The 15,243-nt window shown below is 33.5% G+C and carries 4 protein-coding genes; 1 reads left to right on the forward strand and 3 read right to left on the reverse strand.

Annotation, left to right across the window (positions count from 1 at the left end; all coding sequences use genetic code 11):
- On the reverse strand, positions 1-3,159 hold a 3,159-nt coding region (locus N4270_RS03950), incomplete at its 3' end, for a choice-of-anchor L domain-containing protein (protein WP_260095571.1).
- A 347-nt stretch (positions 3,160-3,506) separates the two neighbouring features.
- Here N4270_RS03950 and N4270_RS03955 point away from each other — a divergent pair.
- Entirely contained in the window at positions 3,507-4,409 is a 903-nt protein-coding gene (locus tag N4270_RS03955) for a NifU family protein (RefSeq protein WP_260096123.1), read from the forward strand.
- Between the two features lie 13 nt (positions 4,410-4,422).
- Here the strand turns inward: N4270_RS03955 and N4270_RS03960 are convergent, their stop codons facing one another.
- Positions 4,423-4,923 carry a hypothetical protein gene (locus N4270_RS03960; protein WP_260095572.1) on the reverse strand — a complete coding sequence of 167 codons (501 nt, stop codon included), beginning with the start codon at positions 4,921-4,923 and terminating at the stop codon, positions 4,423-4,425.
- Positions 4,904-15,235, reverse strand: a complete 10,332-nt coding sequence (locus tag N4270_RS03965; protein ID WP_260095574.1) for a SpvB/TcaC N-terminal domain-containing protein — start codon at positions 15,233-15,235, stop codon at positions 4,904-4,906. Before N4270_RS03965 ends, N4270_RS03960 begins: the two co-directional genes overlap by 20 nt.
- Between the last annotated feature and the right edge of the window lie 8 nt (positions 15,236-15,243).

A 15,243-nucleotide genomic window follows, 5' to 3' on the forward strand; every position in this document is an offset into this window, starting at 1 on the left:
TATTGGTGCCTGCTCTACAACTAATTCTAAAGTCGTAGTATCATAACATCCCGTGTTGATATCCTGAACACGTACAATGACGATTTGGCCATTAGAGGTATTAGTATACGGAATTGGTAATGGGTTTGTATTTGAATCTGCATCACCCTGAGTTAAATGATAACTCACCGAATAATCCGGATTGTTTCCTGTAACCTCTACGTTTTTTAAACTTAAATCAATACTGGTAATGCCATCTGGAGTAGCGTCATCACAAACTTCTAAGGCCGTTGGAACAACTAGAGCTGGTAATGGATTGACTATGAGTTGGAAACTACCAACATTGGTACAATTTGTTGTGGTGTTAGTTATATTAACAAATATGGTTTGTGGGTTACTTGTATTATTGTAAAGGTTTAATAATGAATTGGTCCCATTTTCGGCATCTGCTTGGGTTTCGTGATAGGATACAGTGACACCTGTTTGTCCATTTATAGCTTCGATATCTCTGGTTGATAAATCAAAGGTTTCTATGTCGTCACCTGAATTATTATAATCACACAATTCATAATTAGAAATTGTACCAACAGCCGGAATAGGGTGAACCAATAAAACCAATTCAACAGTATCATAGCAGTCTGAATCATCAGCCTCTAATCGCACAAAAAGTGTTTGTGTATTAGGAGAGATATTACTGTAAGGACTTGATTGAGCGTTTACACCATTATCAGCATCAGCTTGAGTTTCATGATAGGTTACGGTCATATTAGTTTGCCCGTTTAATATTTCAGCATCACGAGATGTTAAATCGAACATCGCAAAACCATCATTATCGTCATCACAAACTTCAATTGCTGTTGGGGTTACCGGAACCGGAACAGGTGTAACAATTAAATCTAAAGTTGTGGTATTATAACAACCAGAATCAGTATTAGCTTCAACACGAATATACACTGTTTGGTTGTTGGCTAAAGCATTTGTATACGGAATTGGTAATGGATTAACACCATTATCAGCATCGCCCTGAGAGAAATGATACGTCACGGTAACAGTAGATGCATCAAGAGCGCCAATAGCTTCGGCGTTTCTATCGCTTAGCATAAACGATGCAATACCGTCATTATTATCATCACATTCGTTGATTGGAGTTACAGCTGTATTGATGGTAAGATCAGTAAAAACCAGATCGAATGACGTTAAATCAAAACATTCCTGGGTGTTTTCGGCAATACGTACATGAATAGTTTGCGGGTTTGACACATTGGTATACGGACTAAGCAATGGATTAACATTGTCTATGGCATCTTGTTCTGTTAAGTGATAAGAAATAATATAATCTGCTGGATCCTGAGTTCCTAAAATAGCATCGTCATTATCTGTTAACGTAAAATCGCCTACACCTGAAAAACTACAAATTGATAAATCTGGAGGTGTATTTGCTTCAGCATTAGGTTTAAATTCAACAAAAACAGAATCGGAAGCTTGGCATGACCCTGAGAATACAACATCCACAGAATAAACACCTTCTTCAGTAACATTTAGAGTAGATCCTGTTTCTCCTGGAATCACAGTTCCGTCGAGATACCATACATGATTTGCAGCTGGTGCTTGAGTATCTAAAACAATAGTTTCACCACCACACTCTGCTGTTCCTGCAGCAATTGTGATGTCATCTCCTAAATCACCTCCTAAATTAAAACTTCCTGCTTCAATAAAAACACCAGAATCTAATGATGTATCTGAAGCATCCGCAATAACGAGTTTAATCGTATAGGTTTCTCCTGGAATCACTGGAGACTGAGCTGTAAAAACAGTTGTTCTACCATCAAAACTCATTGGAGGGTCTATATCATTTGGATCTCCATCTAAGTCATTATTAGTGTAACCCCCAAAATATTCTTCATTAATGGCAGCACATCCAGGGTTTTGAGGATGAATATTAGTCACCAAGATTGGAGTCGTCGTTCCTGGTAATACAGCAAGGTTCGTTGTATTATTATTAGAGTCTGTTAATAAAAAAGCAAAAGCATCAGAAAAGGTACATTCAAAAGTTCCGCCAGTGCTTCCATTATATTCTTCCGAAGCCATTAAAAAATCAAAACTAATACTATCGGCCAAAGGCACAAAGTCAAATTGTATGATGGTAGCATTATTTGAATTAATACCAACTTCAGCATCTAGTTCGGCATCTCCTGGCCAACCAAATCCACCATCACTCAAAGCATTATCATTTGGCCCTCTTGCTCGACTTGCATCACCAGACGTTAGTAACAAACCGTCTGTAAATGGGAACAGACTTCCGTCGTTAGCAAAGTACCCAATTCCGTTGTCATCGTTAAAATCAGTTCCCGTAGACCATGAAATATTGCTAATCTCAGCACAAGGACTATCAATCAACACATCTAACACCAATTGTTCTACGGTATAAGTATCTTGATCTACAACAATATTTTCACCAAGTACAATTACGGTTATTACCCTTCCAAATGAACAACCAATTGGATTAGTATCGGTGACGGTGAATGTCACTTGATAAGTTCCTGGAGCTGCATATGTATGAGATACAGATTGCCCTAAAGCTGTATTAGTATCACCAAAATTCCATTCGTAAGTAGCGCCTGTTCCATCTGTAGAAAATGTGGCACTACCATTAAAATCAACCTGTTCTCCAGCATTAACTAAAATGGTGCCCGCCGAATTAGTTTCGGGAGTGGTGCTATCGATTGTTGGAAAAATATTTTGACAAGGTACTGCACAAATAATATCAGCTTCCCATCCTGTTGTTGCTGTTCCTGCAGCAGCATCGGTTACAAATTGTATGGTAATACAGCCACTTGGATTTATAGTAGGATCTGAAGCGATTACAGTTCCTGGATTATTTGCACCATTATAAGTACCTATGACTGGAGCAGTTGTATCATCTCCATCATAAATAGTCATTACATCAACATTAAGTTGTGTACTAAATGAAAGGAATTCTAAAATAATAAACTCGTCTGCATTTTGTGGACAAATGGTTGTGACAAGGTTTTCACCATCTGAATAATCGCCACTTGGTCCTCCTGAATCGTAGAATTTATCGGGTGCACATCTGTTAAACGTACCATCCTGCATGTTTAAATCCTGCGCTAAGGCATTAAAAGATACTAGTGTCAATAAAAGAATGTAGAGCTTCTTCATAGCGTTTAAAATAGTTTTAAACTTATTATTAAACTTACCTTCTTGAACAAAAATCTATTTAACTAAGGATAATAACCTTATAAGCTTTTATTATTATAAAAAGCAGTTAGAAATTTAGTTATAAGTAGAGGTTTTTTATAATAAGTGCGAAATTTAGTAAAAATTAAATAATTACGACTTCTAAATCGTTTTAAAAATAACAGTTTAACACTTAAAACCCCTAGCATGATTTTGCAAAACATTTCAGTTTTTGGCTTATTTTATGATGCTTTAAAAATTTTAATAGTTATGAAATTCTTAAAAGATATGTTTTGAGTTTTGAGTTACTTATTTTTGCAAAAAGAAATATAATGACATATTCCATCTCAATTATAGAAACTTCAAATCCGACGATTTTAAAATTTGAAGCCGATAGTTTTATTACCAAACATGAAAGTTTTGAGTTTAACAACATCGATGAGGCTAAATCATCTCCTTTAGCACAACAGCTATTTTATTTACCTTTTGTAAAGAAGGTATATATTTCCAATAATTTTGTTGCCATTGAACGTTATAATATTGTTGAATGGAAAGATGTTCAGGAAGAGGTGTCTAAACAAATTGAAGACTATTTAAATTCTGGCGGACTCGTTGTAACGTCTTCAGAAGACAGGAAGAAAGTTCCTGTGACGGTGTATGCCGAAAGCACGCCGAACCCTTCGGTTTTAAAATTTGTAGCGAATAAAAAACTCGTCACTCATTCACATGAATTTACGTCGATTGATGACACAAAATATGCGCCTTTAGCTGCAGAATTATTCCATTTTCCTTTTGTTAAAAGTGTATTTATTGATGAAAACTTTGTGTCTATAACCAAGTTTGATATTGCTGAATGGAATGACATTACCATGGAGCTTAGAGAATTTATCAGAATTTATATTGAAAATGGTAAAGACATCATTAGTGCCAATGCACCAAAACAAGTAGCTAAAACGGAAGCTTATATTGACAGTGAATTTGAGCAAAGAGATGACATTTCAAAAGAAATCATCAATATTTTAGAAGAATACGTAAAACCCGCAGTAGCGAGTGATGGTGGTAATATTGAATTTCAATCTTATGATGCCCAAGAAAAAAAGGTAAAAGTAATCTTACAAGGCGCCTGTAGTGGTTGCCCGTCTTCAACATTTACCCTTAAAAACGGTATAGAAAACATGCTTAAGGAAATGCTTAAAGGTCATGTTGAGACGGTTGAGGCTATAAATGGGTAGTATCACAACAACCTTATTTATCAATAATATTTGATTTAGCTTTATTCATTAAATTTTTGTCTAAATATAAATTACCTATTGGATAAGATTTATCTTTGGAATAGAACTCTATAAGTATCTCTGAAGCGACTTTGTGTCCTTTGTTAATGGCATTTACTAAATAGGATAATGCTAAATCCCGAGTACTTTCATCAACACATGATAAATTATAGTCTATTGAACAGCCATCTATACTAATCAATAATTCAAACGTATCATAAGACGCATTTGTATTATTAAATTTATTTGCCATAATCATGGCATAAGGCAAAAAATCAGATTCTACATTATTTAAATAAATTTCTTTTAAAGAATTATAGGATTCTATGTTACCCTTTAAATAAACTTCCTGCCTTAATTCGTTTAAATTATACATATTCGTTTCACTATCATCGATTACATCTGGCTTTCTTTTGTCACAGCCAGTAATTAATAATATTACAATTAATAACAAGCTATGACTTTTTCTTATCATCTTTTTCTTCACTATCAGTTTCAGTTTTCTCGCTACCACCTAATTCTTCTTTAGTAAGTTCTGACTTATCCACAGTATGATCATGTTCAACCCATAGACCAAACCACTTTGTTATTACAGGATCAGTACCAGGTGTCCAAGTTGCATCATATACCTCAACTATTTCACCTGCTTTATAAACAAACCAATACCCTGGGTTATCTTTATCAATAATATCTTTTCCGTCTTTCCCTTTCTTTTTACCATAAGAACCGCTTAATCCACTAGGACTAAACCAACCATATAATGATGGAGCAATAAAGGACACATTAGGGTATGCTTCGGAAATCCTCTTAACAACTGAACTTTTACCTGTTTTCGATGCAATTAAACTTCCTGTTCTACAAGAATAAATTATAACTGTAAACCCTTTTTTATCTTTATTATTATTCCATTCATCATTATTTTTCATAGCTTTATTAAACGTAATTGGCCCATCAATCTTGTTTGTTTTGTTGCCTTTATCATCTACGTTTCTAAAATAATTAGGGGTTCCATGAGCAACTATTTGCAATGTGTTTGGTAGACTAGTAATATTAGATGCACCACTAATAATTGTATCATCTGTTCCAGGTTTCAACAATACGACATCAACCTGCTTACCATTTGGATCTATATATTTTATTGGATTTTGATAAGTATAACCATAAACATTTAAGTTTTTACTATTATAAACACCTTGATTATGTTGACCTTCTATGTAGTGCTCAACTTCTTGTATTGGGTTCCATAAGGCAATAGGATCAACACTTAACCAAATGCTAGTAGATGGATCATAGTAACGTGCACCATAGTAATATAAATTTGTTTCATCATCTAATTCCTTACCATTAAATTTATAAGAATTAATATAATCTTCGGCATAACTATGTTGTTCATACATGGTTTCTCCAAAAGGCAAGTTAATGAAAAACTGGTATGGATTTCCAGACATATCAGTAAGATAGGTCCCTGTTCCTAAGTGATCAGGATGAAAGAAATACATGCCATAATTTTGTGGTGCTCGGGCTTCATTCTTAGATAAACTATCTGAATGGACTTCATAGTCTTTAAAGTTTGGAGTACCTAAATCAGCTTTTTCTAATATCAAACGTAAATCTGAAATTTGTCGCTGTCGAATTTCATCCATTGATACTCTTGACTCAGAATCATTTCTTTTCCCTGCTAAAGCCAATCGTGGGTTTTCACTATTGAAGATCTCGATATCTTGTTCACCAAGTTTGCTTACAATACGTTGAGATCCCATAAAATAATGTTTACTATATCTCTGATTAGCATCAATAACTAAATAGGGACTCGCATAGGTGGTATAATTATCAAAGTTTGTACTATTTGTGTTGACTGGCTGACCATTGTTATACACTTCTTCGAGAGAAGATGACGATTTTAAAGTACGTTCACCTGTGGCATCGTAAATATAATGATGCATTGTTTCTTTGCCTGCAACGACCCTCAATCTATTACTTTCATCCCAATAAAAACGACGTTCATTGCTATCAAAGTCTAGTTCATTTATCAAATTACCATTTAGGTCATACTTAAAGTATTTCGTATTACTAGACCCATTATTGATTTCTATAACTTGATGAGTCCCTTCATTATATTTATAGGTATTTGCATAAGAATTATCTTCATTAGTACTACCAGACTGAGTATGGGCCTGTTTTTTTACAGTGATTCCATGCGTCGTATTATATTCCATTTTCAATCTATAATCTGCAGTATTATCTTCAAAGCCTTTAAACCCTCCTTCAGCATCAACAAGTCGGTTTAAATTATCATATGAATATTTATGCATATAGGCGCCTCCTAGTTTATTGTTTGGGTTATAAGCTGAATTATTTTCTAAATATTTAATATTACCGATGTTGTCATACTTATATGTATTATTAAACATTACATTATTATCGGCTGTTTTTGAGACCAAATTATCTAATCGTCTCAGTTCTGGTTGATAAGTATAGGTATTGTTAGTTCCATTACCATATAATATAAATGTTTTTTGTCCAAAATAATCATAATCTACTTGTTTTACATACGGATATTCTGAACCTTGATACTCACCAACCACACTGTTAAGATTGCCTCCTAAATCATAACGATAGGCAACTTTTTCTCCATCTGGATAAACCAATTTCATCAATCTATTAAAACTATCATACTCGTGATAGGTTTCAAACGTTCTAGTCGGCAAATTAGGAGCCACAATAGTTCGCTTATTATACGTAAGTTCTCCCATATTACCATAATCAAATTCCTGAGTACCAGTTGCATCCTGTTGATATATTAATTTCCCTGTTTTATTTCCAGAATCTGGTCCACCATAGCCATATGTGACATCACTGATATTTCCTGAAGCTATTTCAGGAAAGACTATTTTTGTTAATCTATTGAATTCATATTCATACTCTATAAAGTTGCCTGTATTACCTAAATTTGCAGTTTGATATCTTAATAAGTTTCCTGAAAGATCATAATTATAAAATGAATTCCCATTATCAGGATGTTTTAATGATATTCTTCTTCCTAGTTTATCATAAGACATGTATACCTGTATATTTTGATTATCTGTATATGAAATTAATTCTCCAATTGGATTGTAAGAATACTTAGTCCATATATCACCATTTGACCCAAGGTTATTGACTGAAGTTGTTCTTCCTCTTACATCTCTGTAGGTGTGCGTAACTACATTTTGAGTTCCTTGATCTACAGTTGAAGTCGTTAATTGAGTTAAATTTCCGTTAGCGTCATTTTCAATTGCGTATAGAAAATCGCTAGTAAATCCTGCTTGATCTGTCAAGGAAATTGGTCTATCTAATTCGTCAAGTTGAGTTAAGATATAATAGTTTGATAGAGGATCATCTATTTCATTAACTAAGAAATTAGTCAAACAATTTTTCACTTCTTTTTTAGGATGGTATTGCTTAATGACTCTCCCAAAGTCATCATATGTTACCATTCCAGAAACCGACATAAACTCTTTATATTCGGGAGCATTTGGTGTACCTACATTTAGCACGACATCTTTTTTAATTTGTATAGGTCTAGACAGACCATCTACAATAGTAATAGTCTCTAAAGGATTAGTTGGGTGTAACGCATCATATCTCTTTGTAACAGCTACAGGAACAAAATCTTCTTCACTCACGCAACCACTGTAACCATTATTTACTAAATGACTATAAGTTGGCATATATTGAAACCCTACCGTATATGCATTTGAATTTGCAGATTCTTTGGGTGCTACAATAGACACCAATCTTCCAAAGGAATCATAATTATAATCAATTTTATTACCTGTTATATCTATTGATTTTAGTACTACATCAAATTTGGAGTCGTAGGTATTTTTTGAACTGTATCCAAATGCATCTAAGGTATTAACAATATATTTATTATATAAATCATCGTAGGTGTATTTATAACTCAGTGACTGACCATTATAATTTTTTGGATAAGTCATAACAACTAAATTACCATAATCATTATACTCCATTTTAGATTCAGAATAATCAGAGTCATTTAGCCAAGCTCTAACACTTGTGATATTTCCGGTATTTGAATTTTCAACTTGAGTTGATCTTCTTCTAATTACATTAGAAGTGCCATTATTACCCTTATAAATAATCATCTCTCGTGGCACGTTTAAAATATTATTATTCAAATCGTGATAGCTTATAGTTGTATGATAATCGTCGTCTTCAATCGCTAAATCACCATGATCAATAAAATTAATAACACGTCCATATTCATCATATTGCATATTAACCTTACTTATAATTGAAGACGTAGCAAACTCTTTAAGCTCTGTTAAAGCTTCTGTTAACAATGGAGCCGCTTGACGTCTTCCTTCAGTACCACCAATATCATAATCTAAATCAACAGGACTATCCAGATCTATAGTTCCATCTGGATTAACCTTGTAAAGTTCATAGGTGTTTTGCGTAATGGAATAGGTATTGCTTGAACCACCATCTGCTCTTTCCATTCTTGACTCTATTGCCAACCCTTGAAGGAAGTAACTCTTATTGTGATACTTAGAAATAGACGTTCGATATAAGGTCGGATAGTCTGTATCGCCATTAATAAACTCTTTTGTTTTTACAGTTTCGTAGCCATAAAAAGTGCGTTCCCTTCGGTCATAGTATCCATTATCATATTCAAAATCCATTCTGTAAATATCTTTACCATCTAATGCAATATCTCGCCCATCATCAACAAGAACACTACTCATCACCCATTTTGATGTTGGATTATTGTAATCTACACTTTTATTTTTGTAGTCTATGGTAAATAGTCCTCCTAATGGATTAGACACCGTCTTTAATTTGTCTGTTCTACCTATTTTAGAATAATAAACTTTTAAGTCTCTTCCGTCTTTTTTAACATAATCGGCATAACCATCATTGTTAAAGTCACTAAATTGTCTTTCCGTTTCAGAGACAGATAAACTTGCACTTCCGCCAGCGCTTCCACCAACCTTAACAAAAATAATTGGCCAATAAAATGGAGGGAATGGTAATGGACAACAAACAGACCAACCATAGAAATAACTTAAGCTTCCAGCTAATGATGCGCTCGTTGTTTTTCCATCATCAAACAGACTAACATAACTATTATTTGCATAGGTAAGTGATACTGGAGAATTTAAGAACTTATTACCTACGTTAAAATAAACTTTGGCGTTATTACTGTTATTAAAAACCAATAGATCAATTAAGCCATCGCCGTTCATATCTTGAAGCGATATATCGGTATTAGATCCCGTAGAAGAATAGCCTAATGATACAGAAAAAGGCACATTCCCTAGGTTTAAATTAGCAGAAATACTTGCACTAGCACTAAGTGAATTTGGGTGTGTTTCTATAGAATTATACAATGCAAAATCATCCTGAGTATTGGAGAATCCACTTCCCGTATTAAGTCTGTATTTAAATGTACTACCATTATGTGTAACTCTATCTAAAAGACCATCTCCATTAAGATCAATAAATGAGCTTTTTTCTTTATTCTCTCCGCCCAAATTTGCACTTAGTCCTATACCTGCATGATACTTAGGATCACCCGTATCAGACTTAGACTCTTTTGCTTTATGACGACCTGCAATAGGATAACTACGTTTTACAGATAGCGATGAATTATCACTATCGGTAGAACTTATTGGGTCAATATTATAATTATTCACAGCTGCAGTGTGACCTCCAGTCATATTGGTAGGCTGTGCACTAATAGACGTTAACAAATCTGGATATCTGTCACCATTAATATCCATGAATCCAGAAATTCTATTACTATAACTCGATTCACTTTCTGAAAATGTCAAGCTGCCAAAACCTGCCGAATAACTTCTTGCAGAACTCTTATGCACAAGAGTCATTGCGTACATACCTGTACTTTGATCTGCTTCCAGATACGGACTCTCTTCATCATCTGGATTTTCAAAAACCTCATCAAATTCACTAAATGTAAAATCGCCATTTTTCACTGAATTTCTAGTCGTGTATTGTTTGTCAGAAAACCCTATCCATTTTTCTTTCAGAGCATTATCTTCTTCGTACCTAAAAGGCTTCATAGACATTAAAGCGGAAAGATTTGAAAGCGCAGATATATCAACATTGGTAAAAATTGTATTTACAAGTGACTCTAAATCTGTATTCTCATCTACGGAACCTTCATCTGGAATATCATATAACTCTTCCAATTGAGCAATTAAACAATCTTCTATATCTTGCTGATCAGTATAGGTGTCTGAACAGTAATTAGAATCAACACCTAAAATATCCAAAATATCATCTGATGAATTACTTGAAGGCAAATTAACAATATCTCTATTGATAAGTTTTCCAAAAGCATCATTAGGTACAGAATCGTCATCATCTAATTCATCGTTATAAAGGAATTGCCCCCAAGACCTGTTTAGGCTTCCTAAATGTTGATAATCGTCATTACACGAATATACCGTCCTTCTCAAAAAGTGGCTGTTATCAGATATTGGAAAATTATTCCATTCATCTGTATGACCAATGATGATATTCCCTTTATTATGTTGGTTCATACTCGTATATGCCAATAGTGCATTATTATACCTTTCAAATAGTAAATGGTTATTTCTTCCTTTGATATAAAATGCAAAATCTACGAGTATATCATTAGGGTCTGTAGTCGCATTACCCGTATAAAAAGAAATAGGAGTATCGTTATCTAAACTGATAACACCTTCATCAATCATCACCGTTCGTTTACCAATAACAACTCCATTCTTTTTTGCAACGAATAAAAACTCACCTGAATCTTCTGTTGTAAGCGCTTGAGATGAATTAGTTGGATATATGGTATTTGGTAATACACTGTAGGTTGTACTTGTATTTGGTAAATTATACACAAAAGTACCAGACCCATTGCTATATGACTCTAATTGATATTCTTTTGGATTATATTCATAATAGATGGAGTATATTGGTGCTATCTCTTTTTCAAATTCCATAATACCATCATTACTGGCATTTGCATCAGGCGTGTAAACGAACTTTGGTTTCCATTCGGTATCTTCCCATCTTACATTAGAATCAGAATTAACCTCAAACCTAAATGATATTTGCGAGTTAACCGGTATACTATTGATATTAAAATTACTCACACTTCCAGTTTGAGACACGAAAGTTGTACTGTTTTTCGGGCAAAATTTATAAAAAATATCATTCTCAGTAACATCGCCTGAAACCAAGTCTCTTGTACTTTGAATTATTTTATATTCTACATCGTCTGATTGATTAGAGACTGTGAAACTTGGCCATGTAATTTGGATATTACCTGTCCCCTCAAGCTCTAATTCGCGATTATCTCCTAAAAGGAAATCTTCTCCGTAATTAAATCTATCTCTATTCAAATTATTTTGGTCAAAGTTAGAAACCGTCATGTCTGTGCCATCAGAAGCTACATATTTTATAGTAGGATTGGTTAAGAGTACATCATTTTCACCTTCGATATTTTTATGAACTCTAAAATAAATTTTCTCTCCTTTATTGATTTGCATTGTAAGCCCATTATAACTATCATGTCCATGTATATCTGAAATATCAAGAGATGGGTTATAGGAATCAACATGAGTAATAAGAATATTTTCACTCTGAAAAGAAGAATTAAACTCTCTTAAGTACAATCTATAATTATCATTGGTTCTCCACCATTCAGATTCAATACTATAGGTTAGTGTACTGTTAGAACTTTGTGGCATAAATTGTACACTATCTGTAATTCTTATATACCCGCTTCTAGGTGCTATCCAAGTTCTAACTATGTCATAATGTGTAGAAACTTCTTCAGAAATTGGATCAATATCCTCCACATCATCTGGGCTTATTAAACTTGGGTCTGCAGTGATTAACATGTTAGGTGTATTGGTACTAGAGGTTTCAAAAACATTATTCCCTTCACCATTTAGACCTGTATTGAAATAAACACTATTATTATTGACTATATCTGGTAATAAATCGCCATTACCATCTGTAATATAAATATCTGTTTCGTTTTTAGTTTTAAAACGTTTAGTACCTGCATAAAACTTTAAAAAGTGCATATCGTAAGAATCACCAGCGACAGTTACTGTTTTGCCTTTTGTTTTTTGATAATTATTAATGTTTAGCACTGTTTTTTCTTCGTCAATAATGATATGATCGCCATTTTGGTCGACAATATGAGGTAGGTATTTAAGTTTATTACCCGATCGATATAGAATATCATCCAATCCGTTTCCATCCATATCAACCATGGCAATCTTACCTTTACTATTGGTATAATTTTCTCCAAAAACTGCTCCAGCTGTAAAAACCCACCCTGGGTTATTTCCAACATAAAACAAACTTATTCCTGCAGCTATTCTAGCATCCCAGCTCAACTCGGTGCTTTCACTAGAATTTATTCTTGAAGTACCTAAAGCATTCCCAAAACCAAGTGTATAGTTTGCTGAAAAATTAGGAACATTGATAGATTTGGGTGGATTAAACATAAATTTGTTTCTACCAATATCGTTGTAATAGTCAAATTCATATTCATAGAACTCAACATTATTTGCATCCCGTTCGGCTATGCTATTTAATCTAGATTTAAAAAATACGCTTGAGCCATATTTTAGAGCATAGTATCTAATCAAGTCTCCATCGTCATAGACTCTAATTTCACTTAAAACACCTGGAACAACACGTTTTACACCTAATCGTGCATCAATGATTGGATCTTGACGTAAATTTCCTGTTGAACTATTAGAAACAAATTCTACTCTATATAGGCCATTATTTTCGGCATAACCTGTATAATAAATATTTGCTATTCTAAAAACTCTTCCTCCATTTAGATTGGCATTAGCTCCGTTATAACCAAAAGCAACATAATTACTATATTCATATTTGACATTATTTTTATATACATCTTCAACCATAAATAATCCCCAATGAACAATATTTCCGCTATCGTCTTTAATAACACTGTTATTCACGACATTAGATTTTCCACCATACCAAAAAATTGTTCCATCAGATGTGGTTACTTTCCAGTAATAGTTACTAGGGTTGTTTCCTAAACGCTCTATTTTAGAAAAACTTCCTTGTTTTCTCGGAGTAAAAATTGCATTAGCAATTCTATCTCTTTCAACCGTTGAATAAATCCCAGACTGTGATGATGCATCATAATGTCTATTAGGCATCCAATCTACTTTAGCGCCTTCACTATTTTCTATCTTAGGATACATTAATTGTTCCCCATTGAGCATATATAACTCTGATTCCTTTGAGGTATTAAATAATGGTACACCCCATCGTGTATCGATTGTAATAGCAGGAGTGTTTAAATTCCAGCCAATGCCTAACCAACCATTACTGCTTTCACTATTGTATTGCAAGCCCAGTTGCGGTTGCATTCCTTTTCGACCTGAAGGAATTTTAATAGGAAATGAAACATTTGCATCTCCTTTTTGAGACACTTTTGGAGGAGAAATCATAGTTATTTCGCTACTAGGATTAGCAGGCTTGACATTACTCATTATAGTAGAAGTAAACGCATTTGTTTGAGGACTTTCAGGAGCTTGAATAATCCCATTAATATAATCCGTAAAATGTGTTGTTTTAGAAACGACTACTTTTTCATTGTAGTTAATAGCCTCTTTTTCTAAAACAAGCCATCTTTTACTTTTTGTATCAAAAAAATAGGTTTTAATATCTTTTTCAGTGTAGCCTTTAGGGATTGCTGTTGAATCATAAGGTATTTTCAAAGTTACAGGATTGACAAACTGAGTACCATCTGGTAAAAATCGATAAGCACGACCACCAGCGGTTACATTAATTAAACCTGGTGTTAGATCTGGTAAATCGATAGCTCTTAAAATTTTTGCAGTTAATGTTTTGGGTTGAATAATCGAGCTATCATTTAAAGTCAATGTTGCATTCCCTATTTGTAGAGAGGATTTTTTATACGCTTCAAATTTCTGAATTAAAGAACGTTTTTCTAACTCAATTGTACTAAAATTATCAGCTTCAATGCTTTCTACTCTAATTTGCTTTTCCTTAATTTTTCTTAGGCCGTTATCACCAAATAATTCTATAGTTATGTTTGAATTGTGATCTACATCAATAAAGCCTTCAAATACATTTTCATGCAATTTCAATTCTTGCTTATTAGCAAACACTTTAAAATCTTTTGCAAAGCCTCGTAAAAAGCCAACAACATAGCGTTTCCCAGATTTAGTTAAATCATAATTTTTATTAGTAAGAACAATGTCGGTAAAATCATTTTTAGTAATACTAGAGGCTTCGGTTTTTATTTTTACATTCCTAATTTTATAGTGATAATCTGCATTGGGTGGAAGCGTAAAAAATATAGAGTTGTCTCCTGTACGCATCCATTTACAATCAATTTCTTCTCTTTTTTTCACCCATTGGTTTGATGTTTTAACCATATAACCGCCATAAACCCATTGGTGATTAATACTTTTTGAAGGCGTCGAGTTCTCATCTAAACCATACATCTCATATTCCAAAACTATTTTCTTATCTCTTAAACCAAAATTATCGGGAATAATTACATTAAAATAATTGTCTTTGGGGTTATCAATTTTTGTAATTGTGTCAACTTCTATGTTTCCAATCGGTAAGTCGGCACTAAAAACAGTTTCAATTTTAAAATTATTTTCAGAACTTATAGTTCGCTTGTAAGGTTTTACAACTGGAGATGGTTTTTTCTTTACAGCTTTATAAGCACTTTTTAATAATGTATCAGCCATTAATACAT

Origin of the sequence: Psychroserpens sp. SPM9, assembly GCF_025153525.1 — a bacterium.
Lineage (GTDB): Bacteria > Bacteroidota > Bacteroidia > Flavobacteriales > Flavobacteriaceae > Psychroserpens.

Excerpts from the sequence above, each read along its gene's own strand:
- N4270_RS03960 (WP_260095572.1), bottom strand. The coding sequence starts at position 4,923 with ATGATAAGAAAAAGTCATAGCTTGTTATTAATTGTAATATTATTAATT.
- N4270_RS03965 (WP_260095574.1), bottom strand. The coding sequence starts at position 15,235 with ATGGCTGATACATTATTAAAAAGTGCTTATAAAGCTGTAAAGAAAAAA.